This is a genomic window from Polaromonas sp. P4_F6, assembly GCF_056401275.1.
The window spans coordinates 113,510-127,033 of the sequence record NZ_JBFUJQ010000010.1 but is presented as its reverse complement, the minus strand read 5'-3'; the positions used below and the strand labels follow the sequence as shown (position 1 = coordinate 127,033).

Here is a 13,524-nt window from a genome sequence, read left to right as displayed (position 1 = left end):
GCGCTCATCCTCCTCTTTCCTCTTCTTAGTTCAGCAGGCCGGGTCTCGCCCCGGCGGGCGAGGCACTTTTATCGAAACCCGCAAAGCGGGTTTTCTTTGTTCGCCAAAGGCGCGCTACGCGCGCGGGGTTTGCTCACTTCGCGCAGCGAAGTTACGCAAACACCAAAAGTACCCAAAAGAAAGGCGACCCGCAGTCTGGGTCCCCTGCGCTTCGCTACGGGGCAACCTGCGGTGCTCGAGCCAAGCGGGGTCCGGCTAAACTCGCCTTCGGCTCAGACAACGCCAGCCCTGATCCGCTTGTCTCTGCGCTCCTCGGCCCAGCCAGGACGGGGCAATCGGGAGCGGGAGCCAATACAAACAAGGACACGCCATGGCGTGTCCTTGTGGATTTCTGTATTGGTATTTTTGCCCCCACCCCTTCTGGATGCGCCGAGGAGCGCAGGGCCAGACGGATCAGGGATCGCGTTGTCTGAGCGAAGCGAGTTTAGCGAGACCCCGGCTGGACCGAGCACCGCAGGTTGCCCGCAGCGAAGCGGAGGGACGCAGCAAGTAGGGTCGCCTTTTCTTTTGCTTACTTTTCTTTTGGCGAAGCAAAAGAAAAGTGAGTAGCTGCCGGGCTACCCCCGGCCAGCAGAACTCAACAAAAAGCGCAAAGGCCGGAGCAAGAACCGGCCAAACCAAGCCCGACCGGCCAGGTCAAATAAACCCTTCCAACACTACCTTGCCGCGCGACTTGCCCGATTCAATCAGCGCATGCGCGCGCCGCAAATTCGCGGCATTGATGCTGCCAAAGCGCTCGGTCAGTGTGGTGCGGATCAAGCCCGCATCGACCAGCTGTGCGATCTCGGTCAGCAGCCTGTGCTGCGCCACCATGTCGGCTGTGCCGAACATGGAGCGGGTGAACATGGACTCCCAGTGGATGGAGATGCTTTTGCGTTTGAACTTTGTCATGTCCACGTTCTTCGGGTCGTCGATCAGGCCGAAATGGCCTTGAGGCGCCAGGGCCTCGACGATCTGGTCCAGGTGCGAATCGGTCTGCGTGAGGCTCACCACATAGTCGACTTCAGGGATGCCTATGCGTTTGAGTTCCGCGGCGATCGGCTGGCTGTGGTCTATGACCTGGTGGGCGCCCAGCTCCTTCACCCAGGCCTGGGTTTCGGGACGTGAGGCCGTGCCTATCACCGTGAGGGAAGTCAGGCGCGCGGCCAGCTGCGTCATGATGGAACCGACGCCGCCCGAGGCGCCGATGATCAGCAGCTTTTTGTGCGTGGGCTTTTTGCCCGGCGGCAGGCCGAGGCGGTCGAACAGCATTTCCCAGGCGGTGATGCTGGTCAGCGGCAGGGCGGCGGCCTGTGCGAAGTCGAGCGAGGCGGGCATGCGGCCCACGATGCGTTCGTCCACCAGGTGCAGCTCGCTGTTGGTGCCTGCGCGCGTGATGGAGCCCGCATACCAGACCTTGTCGCCGGCCTTGAACAGCGTCACGTCCGGGCCCACGGCGCGCACGGTGCCGCTGGCGTCATAGCCCAGCACCTTGTAGTCCTGGCCCGCGGCGGGCGCAACACCCGCGCGCACCTTGGCGTCCACCGGGTTGACGGAAATCGCCTTCACTTCGACCAGCAGGTCCTGGCCCGTGGGTGTGGGGTCGGGCAGGGTGATGTCGACGAGGCCGGCCTGGCCTGCCTGGTCCAGTGCGTGGGCTTGCTGGTAGCCAATGGCTTTCATGGTGGAGTCCTTTGAGTTGAGAAGAGTTGCAAAAGAGGATGGGATGGCTTGAACTGTATGGATTTTGAAAATGAAGATAAACAAGCCACCAGTTGAAGCTATTTACAAATAAAATTTGTAAATGAAAGCCCTGCAAGACCTGGAGATCTTTGTCCGCACCGTGGATTCGGGCAGCCTCTCGGCCACCGCCCGCGGCCTGGACTTAACGCCCGCCGCCGCCAGCGCCGCGCTCAAGCGGCTGGAGCAAGAGCTGCAAGCGCCGCTGTTTGTGCGTTCCACGCGCAGCCTGCGCCTCACGCGCGAGGGTGAGGTCTTCCTCGCGCATTGCCGGCCCGCGCTGGCCGCCTTGCGGGATGCGCAGCTAGAGCTGGCCAGCGGCCGGCAGCAGGTCAGTGGCATGCTGCAGCTGGCCGCGCCTTCCGATTTCGGCCGCAACCTGCTGCTGCCCTGGCTGGAAGCATTCCAGCAACAGCACCCGGGCATCCAGTACCGTCTGCACTTGTCGGACCGCGTCACCAATGTCTACAGCGACCTGGTCGATGCCGCCTTCCGCCAGGGCGAGCCGCCCGACTCCAGCATGCTGGCGCTGCCGGTGCAACTGACGAATCGCCGCGTGCTGTGCGCGTCGCCGGCCTACCTGCAGGCACGGGGCAGGCCCGAAACGCCGCAGGCGCTCGCCGCGCACAACTGCCTGTGTTTCATGCTCGGTGAAGAGGTGTATGACCGCTGGAAGTTCTGGCGCGATGGCGAGGAAGTGGTGGTGCGCGCCGGCGGCGGCAACATCGCCAATGACGGCGACGTGGTGCGCCTGTGGGCGCTGGCCGGCCGCGGCATCATGTACAAGTCGCGGCTGGACGTGGCGGCCGACCTGGCCGCGGGCCGGCTGGTGGCCTTGTGCACCGACTGGCAAACCGAGGCTTCGCCGATGTACATGGTGCTGCCGGGGCGGCGGCAATTGACGCCGGGCCTGCGCCTGCTGCGGGAATTTATCGGTGAGCGCTGCGCGGCATTGGCCACCGCTTAGTTTGCAACCGTGTGTGTGCATACGCAAGCGAATGGTTCAAACCCGCCCTCACTCCAGGGTTGCGTCCAGGACTACAGACCCGCACGCGCATCGCGCGCACAATGAATTTTCCAGCCGCCACCTTGGCGGATCACAAGGCAGCCCGGCCCGCAGGCCCGCGCGCTGCAATTCCTGAAAGGAAAACAATCCCATGCAAATCCAGGTCAATTCCAAGCACACCATGCACACCGGCGAGTCTTTCGAGCGCTGGGCCAGCGGCGAGTTGCATGAGTCGCTGAGCCGCTTCAAGGGCGACATCACGCGCATCGAGGTGCATATGAGCGACGAAAACGGCGACAAGGCCAGCCCCGACCAGAAGCGCTGCGTGATGGAGGCGCGCCTGGCGCACCACGACCCGCTGGCCGTCAACCACCAGGCGCCCAACCAGGACCTGGCTTTTCGCGGCGCCAGCGACAAGCTCAAGCGCGTGCTGGACCACACCCTGGGCAAACTGCGCGACCACCACCGCGACCGCGAAACCATACGGCGCGAACCCGCGCCTGAGCCCGGCACGCCTTAGCGCATTCCAGGCCGGGTGCGCATGCGCTCAGAATTTCCCCAGGTAGTCCATCTTGCCCAGCGGCACGCCCTGGTGGCGCAGGATGTCGTAAGCCGTGGTCAGGTGGAAGAATAAATTGGGCAGCACAAAATCCAGCAGGTAGGGCTCGCAGACAAAATTCATTTCCTTGCCGCGGACCTTGAGCGTCACGGTGCCGCCGGCGCGTGCATTGATTTGCGCCTCGTCCACGGTCCTGAGGAAGTCCAGCGTCTTGGCGATGCGGGCCTGCAGTTCTTCAAACGTGGTTTCGGTGTCGGCGAAGCTGGGCGGCGTGATGGCGGCCAGGCGCGCGGCGCCGAACTTGGCGGCATCGCTGGCGCCCTGCACCTGGCCGGATAGCGGGTACATGTCGGGCGCCAGGCGGGCGTTGACGTAGGTCGAGAGGTCGACCTTGTTGGCCTCGGCGTGGGCCCGGGCTTTTTCAAGCACGGCCGACAGGTTGTGAAAGCCGCGGATGAAGACGGGAATGGAAGCCTGGTAGAGGGTCAGCGACATGGGAATTTTCCTGGGATGGGGTGATTTCGGGGCGGCGCCAAAACGCCGGCCCTGATTTTGTTCCTGTTGCGGAAATTTTGCTGCCGCCTGGTGCAAACTTGGGGCAAAGCCGTGTTTCACGGTGAATGAAACCAGCGCCAAGCCCATGAAGATTGCCCTGCTGTCGGACATACACGCCAACCTGCGCGCGCTGGAGGCCTGCCTGGCCCATGCCGCCGCGCAGGGCGCCGGCAGGCTGGCCGTGCTGGGAGACCTGGTGGGCTACGGCGCGCAGCCGGCAGAGGTGGTGAGGCGCATTCGCGGCCTGGCGGGCGAGGGCGCCATTGTGCTCAAGGGCAACCATGACGGGTACGCCGTGGCGCCACCCAGCCAGGCCCATTCTCTCGACCAGAGCGGCGCTGCATGGACCCACGAAAGGCTGGACCCGGACGCGCTGGATTTCCTGGCGGCGCTGCCGCTGACGGCCACCGTTGATGCGGCGCTGCTGGTGCATGCCAGTGCCGACGCGCCCGAGCGCTGGTCTTATGTCGACAACGAACACCGCGCCCAAGCTTGCCTGGACGCCGCCTGCGCGAACCCGGCCGTGCGTTATGTGTTCTGCGGCCACGTGCACGAACAGGCGCTTTATTTTCGTGGCACTGGGCAAGGACTGATGCGCTTTGCGCCCACGCCGGGTGTGCCCATCCCGGTGCCGCCGCACCGCCGCTGGCTTGCCACCGTGGGCTCGGTGGGCCAGCCGCGCGACGGCGACACCCGGGCCATGTATGCGCTGTTCGACGCAGACCGGGCCGAGCTGACATTCCACCGTGTGGCCTACGACCACCTGGCCGCGGCGGCCGATGTACGCGCGGCGGGTTTGCCCGGCCATTTCGCCGCGCGGCTGGAGGCGGGTTTGTGAGGTTGATGGCGCCCGGTACCGCGGTCGACGGCTTTGTCGTTGGTGAATGCCTGCACGCCGGCGGCATGGCGCATATCTACCAGGTGGGCTATGCCGATCCGTCGCGGTCTGCGCCTTTTCCCATGGTGATGAAGGTGCCGCGCATGACGGCCGGCGACGGCGCTGAAAACATCGTGGGCTTCGAAGTGGAGCTGCAGCTGCTGTCGGCGCTGACGGGGCCGCATGTGCCGCGTCTGGTGGCGGCCGGCGACCTCGAAAAACTGCCCTACCTGGTGATGGAATACGTCCCCGGCCGTACCCTGCAGCAAGTGTTGGACGACAGCCCGGGGCCGCTGCCCGCGCAGGAGATCGCCAGTCTGGGCGTGGCCGTGGCCCAGGCGGTGCACAGCCTGCACCTGCAGGAGGCCTGCCACCTGGACCTGAAGCCGGCCAATGTGCTGCTGCGACCCGACGGCAGCGCGGTGCTGCTGGACTTCGGGCTGTCCTGCCACGCGCACTACCCGGACCTGCTGGCCGAGGAACTGCGCCCGGCTGTCGGTTCTCCCGCCTGGATGGCGCCCGAGCAGGTGGTCGGTGTGCGGGGCGACCCGCGAAGCGACATCTTTGCCGTCGGCGTGATGCTCTACGAGCTGGCCGTGCGCGAACTGCCCTTTGGCAACCCGCAGACCCGGGGCGGCCTGCGCCAGCGCCTGTGGATGGACCCGGTGCCGCCGCGCGCCTTGCGGCCGGAGCTGCCCGAGTGGCTGCAGGAGGTGATCCTGCATTGCCTGCAGGGTGAAGCCGGCCGGCGTTATGCATCGGCCGCGCACCTGGCGCTGGACCTGTCGGACCCGTCGCAGATCGCCGTGACGGAGCTGGGGCGGCGCCTGCAAGCCACCGGTTTCTGGGCGCACTTCAAGCGCTGGCTGCGCGCGGCGGGCAAGGCTTATCGCCCCAGCGCGCTGCCTTCGCGGCAGCTTGACGCGGCGCCCATCGTCATGGTGGCCCTGCCTTACCGGGACGTGAGCGACGCCACGCTGTATTCGCTGAGGCGCGCCGTGATGCGGGTGCTGGGCACGGCGCCCGGCGCGCGGCTGGCCTGCGTGACGGTGATTGACGCGGCAAAGGCGGCCGGCAACGACAGCGAAGCCAATGAGACCACCTTGCACCGGCGCTACCTGGGCATGCTCAGGCAGTGGGCCCAGCCGCTGAACCTGGACGGCCGGGCGCTGTCTTTCCACGTCATCGAGTCGGGCGACGTCGCGCAGGCGCTGCTGCACTATGCCAGGGGCAACCAGGTCGGCATCATCGTCATGGGGGCGGCGACGCACGGCTTGCAGATGCAGCGCCTGCTGGCGACGGTGCCGATCAAGGTCGCCATGGCGGCGCCGTGCACGGTGATCCTGGTCAAGCAGGCGCTGCCGTTCGAGCGGCTGGCGGGGGAGGGCGAAGAGGGCTAGGAACCTGCCATCAGCTTATGCACCAGGTCGGCCGTGGTCGATGCCTTGTACTTGCGCATCAGGCGCGCGCGGTAAATTTCGACGGTGCGGTGGCTGATGACCAGCGCGCGGCCGATTTCCTTGGAGGTCAAACCGTCCATCAGGTGGGCGGCCACTTCGCGTTCGCGCGCGGTGAGTTCGGCCGTGACGGGGCGGCGCGAACTGAGGTCTTCAAAGGTCCAGATGCCGGCCTCATGCGGCGCGCTGCGGTTGAGGGCGCGGCCGGTGACGTGGCACCAGAAGGTTTCGCCCTTGTTGCGGCCGTCCACGCGCTTCATGATGCGGTCGTCGGAGTACAGTCCCTTGGCATTCAGGATGGGAATCATGCGCGCGCCTATGCGCTCGTACTCGTCCGCGCTGGGGTAGAGGATCAGGAAGGACTGGCCCGCGAGCTGTTCGCGCGTGGCGCCGAACATCTCGCATAAATGCTGGTTGCAGTCCACAATCGAGCGGTTGCGGGACAGCACCAGTCCCACCGGCGCCAGGTCGAATGCGAGCTGGTAATCCACTTCCACAGTACAAACCTTTAGGGAAAACTACGTAACTTGATAAGTAGTATCGTAATGGATTGCCTGGAACACAAGGAGATGATTTGTGAAGAAACTTTTTCCCTCCGCCGCGGAGGCCCTCAAAGGCGTGGTCAAGGACGGCCAGTTGCTGGCTGTGGGCGGCTTCGGCCTGTGCGGCATTCCCGAGGCGCTGATTGACGCGCTGCGCGACAGCCAGGTCAAAAACCTGACGGTGATCTCCAATAACGCGGGCGTCGACGGCTTCGGCCTGGGCAAGCTGCTGGAAACCCGGCAGATCAAAAAAATGATTTCCAGCTACGTGGGCGAGAACAAGGAGTTCGAGCGCCAGTACCTGGCCGGCGAGCTGGAGCTGGAGTTCACGCCCCAGGGCACGCTGGCCGAAAAGCTGCGCGCCGGCGGCGCCGGCATCCCGGCTTTTTTCACCAAGACCGGTGTGGGCACACAGGTCGCGGAGGGCAAGGAATTGCGCGAATTCGACGGCGAAACCTATGTGATGGAGCGTTCGCTGGTGCCCGACGTGGCCCTGGTCAAGGCGCATGTGGCCGACAAGTCCGGCAACCTGCGCTTTAACCTCACGGCACGCAACTTCAACCCGGCCGCCGCGATGGCCGGCAAGATCTGCATCGTCGAGGTGGAGAAGGTCGTCGAAGTCGGCGAACTGGCGCCCGACGACATCCACCTGCCGGGCATTTATGTGCACCGCATCGTGCTCAATGCGAATCCTGAAAAACGCATTGAGAAACGCACCATCACCGAGAAAGCAGGAGTTTGACCATGCCCTGGACCCAAGACCAGATGGCGGCACGCGCCGCCCAGGAACTCGAAGACGGTTTTTACGTGAACCTCGGCATAGGCATCCCGACCCTGGTGGCCAACTTCACCGGCGACAAGGAAGTCTGGCTGCAGTCGGAAAACGGCATGCTGGGCATAGGCCCCTTCCCGACCGAAGACCAGGTCGACGCCGACCTGATCAACGCGGGCAAGCAGACCGTCACCACCATCAAGGGCTCGTCCATCTTCGGCAGCCATGACAGCTTCGCGATGATTCGCGGCGGCAAGATCAACCTGTCCATCCTGGGCGCCATGCAGGTCAGCGAAAAAGGCGACCTGGCCAACTGGATGATCCCGGGCAAGATGGTCAAGGGCATGGGCGGCGCGATGGACCTGGTGGCGGGCGTCAAGCGCGTCATCGTCCTGATGGAGCACGTCGCCAAAAAGAAGGACGGCACCGAGGACCTGAAGATACTGCCCAGGTGCACCCTGCCGCTCACCGGTGTGGGCGTGGTGGACCGCATCATCACCGACCTGGCCGTGATGGACGTGACGCCGCAAGGCCTCAAGGTGGTGGAGTTGGCGCCCGGCGTGACGCGCGAAGCGCTGCAGGCCAAGACCGGCGTCACGCTGGTCTGAGGCCCTAAAAAAACAAAAGCCGCCGGCCTTTTCAGGCGGCGGCTTGGCATTACCGAATCTCGCGGATGTCGCAGATTTCCCTCGGGCTTATCTGTTTCCGGATATCTTTTTTTCGGTAATTTTCACCTTTTCGGTTTTCTCCTGCGGATCGCCCCCGGCGGCGGCTTTGCGCCTGGCGGGCGCGGCCTTTTCCTGCAGCAATTCGTCCCGGGCCAGGTTCTCGATCATGGCCAGCAGCACGGTGCGCGTCATCTTGATGTGCTCAGGCGCTATGCCCTCGATGCTCACGTTGTTGGTCTCTTCGGCCAGGGGCACCAGCAGCTGCTTGAGCGCGCGGCCCTTGTCGCTCAGGTACACATACATATTCTTTTTATTGGTGGGCAGCTGCTTGCGCTCTATGTAGCCCAGCGCCTCCATCGCCTTCATGGCGGTGAAGGTGGTGGGCTCCATCACGCCGGCGCGCTCGCTGAGCTCTTTTTGCGTCAGGCCGTCGGACTCCCAGAGGATGCGCAGAAAGGTCCAGTGGCCGAAGGGCACCCCGTGCCGCGCCAGCCGCACCTGCAGCGCCCGGTGGAAGGCGCGTGAGGCATCGCGGATCAGGTGCGCGAGGCGGTCATTGGGCACGGCTTCACGCCAGTGGCGGATGATGTTTTGGGTGTCGTTGCTCATGACCCCGCATTGTGACCGACTTGGTGCGGGGGAGCGCAATCCCGGCCGCTGCGCGCGGATTCCAGCAGCGCCAGGCAGACCGCCGTGGTGGCGCGAGCCCATTCGCCGCTGTGCACCGGGGGCTTGTCATGGACCACGGCGGCATACAGCTCGTCAATCACCTCTTGGCGCGGGATCGCCGGTACGGGCAGGGCTTCCACGGTTTTTTCGCTGTCGGTATAAATGCTTATTTCCGACGGCCCGGGCCGCAGGTCGGCTTTTTCGCAGCTTACGACGATGTGGCCGAAGTGCTGGTGCCGCAGGCCCGCGGGCAGGGCGCTGCCGGCCGTGTACAGGCGGCCGCCGTAGTTGCGCGCCGCCTTGAGCGCGCTTTCTTCGGCGGAGGTGGCCGCGCCCAGCAGGCGCCTGCGGGCTGCGCCGTAGTCCGCCGGATTCTTGGCCTGGCCCATCTCGCCGATGTTGCCCATCAGTTCGTCCGAGTCGTAGTGGCCGTAGCCGCTGTAGCTGGCCGAGGCAAAGGCGCCGCCTTCAAAACCCAGCAGCGCGCTGTAGGCGCCCTCGGTGGGGCGGCTCGCGTCCCAGGCGCCGGTGTGGGCGCGCACGCTGCGCACCAGGCCGCCGCCCAGCAGGCGCACGATATCCATCTGGTGGGTGGCCTGGCTGTGGACCACGCCGCCGCCGGCGGCCGTGTCCAGTTCCTCGGGGCGGCGCGGGCGGTAGAGAAAATCGGTGAAGTTCAGCGCGTGGATCATCTTCACCGCGCCGTAGCGGCCGCTGTCTATGAGCTCGCGCGTGCGGCGTATAGGGGTGTTGAAGCTGTGGCTGTGGCCCACGATCAAATGAACGCCCGCATCGCGGGCCGCTTCAATCATGGCGCTGCATTCGTCCACCGTGAGCGCCATGGGTTTTTCGACCAGCACGTGCTTGCCGAAGGATGCGGCCAGGCGCACGTGCTCGGCGTGGAACTGGTGCGGCGAGGCAATGTAGAGCGCCTCCACCGCCGGGTTGGCGCACAGGGCCTCCATGGACGCGTAGCTGGGCGCGCCGAAGTCTTTTTCAAACTGCGCGCGCGCGGCGGCGATAGGGTCGGTCGCGCCCACCAGCTTCACGCGGCCGTCGTGCACAAAGGTGGGCAGCATCAGCGTGAAGGCCCGGCCCAGGCCGACGATGCCGAGTTTCAGTGTGCGCTCCGTCATAAGTCCAGTACCAGTTCAGGCGATTTTGCACGCGAGACGCAGACCATGATGTGACCGGATTTTTCCTCCTCGCTCAGCACCATGTCGCGGTGCTCGGCAACGCCTGCCAGCAGGCCGGTCTTGCAGCTGCCGCAGGTGCCGCTTTCGCAGGAACTGGCCACGCGCAGGCCGCTGCCGCGCAGGGCCTCGAGGAGAGTCTGCTCCGCGCTGACTTCCACGGTCTTGCCGCTTTGGGCCAGGCGCACGCTGAAGGGTGTGTTTTCCGCAAACACCGCGGCATCGACACCGAAGCTCTCGAAATGCACCTTGCCCGAAGGCCAGTGGCCCGACATGTCAGCCACGCTGTCCATCAGGCCTTTGGGGCCGCAGCAGTAGACGTGGGCCGCGCCCGGCTTTTCAAACACCGGCCAGAGGTCCAGTGCTTCTTCGATGTTGCCGTTGTCGTGGTGGATCTGCACCTGGCCCGGAAATTCGGATTGCAGTTCTTTGCTGAAGGCCGTGCCGGCGGCGTCGCGTGTGCAGTAATACAGCTTGAAGCCGGCGGCGCCTGTGCGCTTGAGCTGCCGCATCATGGAAAGAATCGGCGTGATGCCTATGCCGCCCGCGATAAAAATGAAGCCGCTCGCATGCGCGGCCAGTTCGAAATTGTTGCGCGGCGCGCTGACGGTCAGCAACTGCCCGGCCTGCACCTCGTCGGCCATGCTGATGGAGCCGCCGCGCCCGCGCCCGTCGCGCTTGACGGCGATCTGCCAGGCGCCGGTGTCGGCCGGGTCGCTGCACAGCGAATAATTGCGGCGCACGCCGCTGGGCACTTGCACCGTGAGGTGTGAACCGGCCGTGAAGGCGGGCAGGGGCGCGCCTTCGGGGTGGCGCAGCTCGAACAAATAAATGCCTTGCGCGACCTCCTGCTTGCGCGCCACTGTCAGCGGGAAAAAATCCGGCTCCGCAACCGGGACTGCACCGGCCCTGGGGTTAACGCTCATTTTTGTCTCCACAAATTTTCTTGACAAACCGCCAAACCGCGATAATCTTAGTCATCTAAGAATAATCGCCTTAACCCGGATTGGCAAGTTGTTTCTAAACCTGTTTTGATTGAAGGCTACCGACCACGGGGCCATGACCGATAAACCGATAAAAGGACATTCGCGATGTTGACCGCCGAAGAAAATGAACTGCTCTGCCGTGTAGAGGGCCAGGCCCCCATGGGCCAGCTGATGCGCCGCCACTGGACGCCGGTCTGCCTGATCGAGGAGGTCAGCGAGCCCGACGGCACGCCCATCAAGGCGCGCGTGTTCGGTGAAGACCTGGTGGTGTTCCGCGACACCCAGGGCCGTGTCGGCGTGATGGATGAATACTGCCCGCACCGCCGCGTGTCGCTGGTGTTCGGCCGCAACGAGGACTGCGGCCTGCGCTGCCTGTACCACGGCTGGAAGATGGACGTGGAGGGCAATGTGCTGGAGATGGTCTCCGAGCCCGCCGCCAGCGGCATGGCGCAAAAGGTCAAGCACCTGGCCTACCCGGTGAAAGAGTGGGGCGGTTTTGTCTGGGCCTATATGGGCCCCAAGGAAACCCAGCCCGAGTTCGAACCGCCGGCCTGGGCACCCACGGCCGATGCCCGGGTCACCATCGCCAAGGCGCTGATCCCCTGCAACTGGGCGCAAATCCTTGAAGGCGCGATCGATTCGGCCCACAGCTCCAGCCTGCACTCCTCGGACATGGTGCCGGCGCGCGTGGACGGCGCCGAGGCCACCGACACCAACTGGCTGCGCCCCTCCACCGACAAGGCGCCGCGCATGCAGGTGGAGCGCGGCGGCTACGGCTTCCGGTATGCCGCGATCCGCCGCCCCATCAAGAACGCGGCCGCCAACGACTACATACGCTCCACCGTGTTCGTCGCGCCGGCCACCGCGCTGATACCGCCCAACAACCTCTACAACGTGGCCAACATCAACGTGCCCATGGACGACACCAACACGGCCTTCTACTTCATCGCCTGGGGCCACCCTGAGCAGACGCCCGATACCGACACCTGGCGCAAGTTCCTGGGCCAGCAGATCGGCCCCGACCTGGACGCCAGCTATACGCCGCTGCGCAACCGCGCCAACAACTTCTGGCAGGACCGCGAGGCCATGAAGGCCGGCAACTTCACCGGCATCACCGGCTTTCCCAACCAGGACATCGCGATGTGGGTCACCATGGGCCCGATCGCCGACCGCACGCACGAGCGCCTGGGCGCCAGCGACATGGCGGTGGTCGAATTCCGCAAGCAGATGCTGGAAGCGGTGCGCGCCTTCCAGGCCGGCGGGGCCGCCATAGGCACGGGCGCTTTGCGTATCCCGTCCAGTGTGGTTGCCTTCCAGGCCATCGTGCCCAAGACCACCGACTGGCGCGCCTACCAGGCCTCCTATGTCTGGGATACACGCGAGCCGGCGCTGGAGCCGTCTTACTCCACCTAGGCCGGCTTTCCTCATTGGCTTTCCGCCCGCAACGTCAGCAAAAATTATCAGGAGACAAGTCCCATGAAATTCCCACGCCGTTCCCTTTTGCTGGCCAGCGCGATGCTGCTGGCCGGCCTGCTGCCCCAGCTCGCCGGGGCCCAGGGCGCCTACCCCAACCACGCCGTCAAGTTCGTCGTGCCCTATGCGGCCGGCGGCCTGCCCGACACGGTGGCACGCATCTACGCGCAGCGCCTGGGCGACAAACTGGGCCAGGCGGTGGTGGTCGACAACCGGCCCGGCGCCAACGGCGTGGTCGCCGCGCAGGCGCTGGCCACGGCCCCCAAGGACGGCTACACCTTTCTCGTGACCGATGGCTCGATGTTCTCCATCAACCCCGCCATCTACAAAAACCTGGGCTATGACTACAAGCGCGACTTCGTGCCGGTCTCGCTCGCGGCGCGCGCGCCGCTGTACCTGGCGGTGCATCCCAAGGTGCCGGCCAACACCTTCCAGGAGTTCATCGCGCTGGCCAAGGCCAAGCCCGGCACGCTGAACTACGGCTCATCCGGCATAGGCAGCACCCACCACCTGACCATGGAAGCCCTGAAGGCCGCGCTGGGCCTGCAGATCACGCATGTGCCCTTCAAGGGCACCGGCCAGTCGGTGCCGGCCCTGATAGGCGGCCAGGTCGAGGTGCTGTTCTCGGCGCTGCCTTCGCTGTCCGGCTTCGTGAAGAGCGGGCAGGTCAAGCTGCTGGCCACCAACGCGGCACAGCGCTCCAGCCAGGAGCCCAATGTGCCGGCCATCGCCGAAACCATTCCGGGCTTTGACTTCGCGCCCATCGTCGGCGTGCTGGCAGCCACCGGCACACCGGCCAGCGCCATCGAGCGCATCAGCCACGAGATGGCGCAGATCGCCAGGATGCCGGACGTCATCGCCACGCTGAACAACGCCGGCATAGAGCCCATAGGCAGCAACCCGGCCGACTACGGCAAAGCCATCCTCGGCGAGAACGAGCGCCTGGCCAAGGCTATCGCCGCCTCTGGAATCAAGCCAGAGTAAGTCC

Annotated in this window: 14 protein-coding genes; 8 read left to right on the top strand and 6 right to left on the bottom strand. The window is 65.2% G+C overall.

Annotated features, from left to right (window positions below):
* Positions 1-696: 696 nt before the first annotated feature.
* Complete coding sequence (locus AC1DUN_RS20510) at positions 697-1,722, bottom strand: zinc-binding alcohol dehydrogenase family protein (RefSeq protein WP_477715583.1); 1,026 nt, start codon at positions 1,720-1,722, stop codon at positions 697-699.
* A gap of 121 nt (positions 1,723-1,843) precedes the next feature.
* Between AC1DUN_RS20510 and AC1DUN_RS20505 the strand changes: the two genes are divergently transcribed.
* Both AC1DUN_RS20505 and AC1DUN_RS20500 read left to right on the top strand, forming a co-directional pair.
* Entirely contained in the window at positions 1,844-2,746 is a 903-nt protein-coding gene (locus AC1DUN_RS20505; RefSeq protein ID WP_477715582.1) for a LysR family transcriptional regulator, read from the top strand.
* Between the two features lie 190 nt (positions 2,747-2,936).
* Positions 2,937-3,305, top strand: a complete 369-nt coding sequence (locus AC1DUN_RS20500; protein ID WP_477663586.1) for an HPF/RaiA family ribosome-associated protein — start codon at positions 2,937-2,939, stop codon at positions 3,303-3,305.
* A gap of 27 nt (positions 3,306-3,332) precedes the next feature.
* Here AC1DUN_RS20500 and AC1DUN_RS20495 read toward each other — a convergent pair whose 3' ends face one another.
* Positions 3,333-3,839 carry a DUF1993 domain-containing protein gene (locus tag AC1DUN_RS20495; RefSeq protein ID WP_477663587.1) on the bottom strand — a complete coding sequence of 169 codons (507 nt, stop codon included), beginning with the start codon at positions 3,837-3,839 and terminating at the stop codon, positions 3,333-3,335.
* 145 nt (positions 3,840-3,984) lie between these two features.
* Between AC1DUN_RS20495 and AC1DUN_RS20490 the strand changes: the two genes are divergently transcribed.
* Positions 3,985-4,737 carry a metallophosphoesterase family protein gene (locus AC1DUN_RS20490; protein ID WP_477715581.1) on the top strand — a complete coding sequence of 251 codons (753 nt, stop codon included), beginning with the start codon at positions 3,985-3,987 and terminating at the stop codon, positions 4,735-4,737.
* On the top strand, positions 4,734-6,176 hold the full coding sequence (locus AC1DUN_RS20485) for a serine/threonine protein kinase (protein ID WP_477715580.1): 1,443 nt from the start codon (positions 4,734-4,736) through the stop codon (positions 6,174-6,176). The genes AC1DUN_RS20490 and AC1DUN_RS20485 overlap by 4 nt, the downstream gene beginning before the upstream one ends.
* On the opposite strand, the gene AC1DUN_RS20480 is transcribed toward AC1DUN_RS20485, so the two are convergent.
* Positions 6,173-6,730, bottom strand: a complete 558-nt coding sequence (locus tag AC1DUN_RS20480) for a PAS and helix-turn-helix domain-containing protein (protein ID WP_074575460.1) — start codon at positions 6,728-6,730, stop codon at positions 6,173-6,175. The genes AC1DUN_RS20485 and AC1DUN_RS20480 overlap by 4 nt on opposite strands.
* Positions 6,731-6,809: 79 nt before the next feature.
* Between AC1DUN_RS20480 and AC1DUN_RS20475 the strand changes: the two genes are divergently transcribed.
* Positions 6,810-7,517, top strand: a complete 708-nt coding sequence (locus AC1DUN_RS20475; protein ID WP_074575459.1) for a CoA transferase subunit A — start codon at positions 6,810-6,812, stop codon at positions 7,515-7,517.
* A gap of 2 nt (positions 7,518-7,519) precedes the next feature.
* Positions 7,520-8,155: a 3-oxoacid CoA-transferase subunit B gene (locus tag AC1DUN_RS20470; RefSeq protein ID WP_477715579.1), complete on the top strand. Its 636-nt coding sequence runs from the start codon at positions 7,520-7,522 to the stop codon at positions 8,153-8,155.
* Between the two features lie 87 nt (positions 8,156-8,242).
* Here the strand turns inward: AC1DUN_RS20470 and AC1DUN_RS20465 are convergent, their stop codons facing one another.
* Genes AC1DUN_RS20465 through AC1DUN_RS20455 form a run of 3 tightly spaced genes read right to left on the bottom strand, consistent with a single transcriptional unit; the run spans position 8,243 to position 11,003 of the window.
* On the bottom strand, positions 8,243-8,824 hold the full coding sequence (locus AC1DUN_RS20465) for a MarR family winged helix-turn-helix transcriptional regulator (protein ID WP_477715578.1): 582 nt from the start codon (positions 8,822-8,824) through the stop codon (positions 8,243-8,245).
* The gene (locus AC1DUN_RS20460) at positions 8,821-10,020 is read right to left on the bottom strand and encodes a Gfo/Idh/MocA family protein (protein WP_477715577.1); all 1,200 of its coding nucleotides are present in this window, start codon (positions 10,018-10,020) and stop codon (positions 8,821-8,823) included. The genes AC1DUN_RS20465 and AC1DUN_RS20460 overlap by 4 nt, the downstream gene beginning before the upstream one ends.
* Positions 10,017-11,003, bottom strand: coding sequence for a PDR/VanB family oxidoreductase (locus tag AC1DUN_RS20455; protein ID WP_477715576.1), 987 nt, complete (start codon positions 11,001-11,003; stop codon positions 10,017-10,019). Before AC1DUN_RS20455 ends, AC1DUN_RS20460 begins: the two co-directional genes overlap by 4 nt.
* 165 nt (positions 11,004-11,168) lie before the next feature.
* Here AC1DUN_RS20455 and AC1DUN_RS20450 point away from each other — a divergent pair, with 165 nt between their 5' ends.
* Both AC1DUN_RS20450 and AC1DUN_RS20445 read left to right on the top strand, forming a co-directional pair.
* Complete coding sequence (locus AC1DUN_RS20450; protein ID WP_477715575.1) at positions 11,169-12,476, top strand: Rieske 2Fe-2S domain-containing protein; 1,308 nt, start codon at positions 11,169-11,171, stop codon at positions 12,474-12,476.
* 63 nt (positions 12,477-12,539) lie between these two features.
* On the top strand, positions 12,540-13,520 hold the full coding sequence (locus tag AC1DUN_RS20445; protein WP_477715574.1) for a Bug family tripartite tricarboxylate transporter substrate binding protein: 981 nt from the start codon (positions 12,540-12,542) through the stop codon (positions 13,518-13,520).
* The last annotated feature ends 4 nt before the right edge of the window (positions 13,521-13,524 follow it).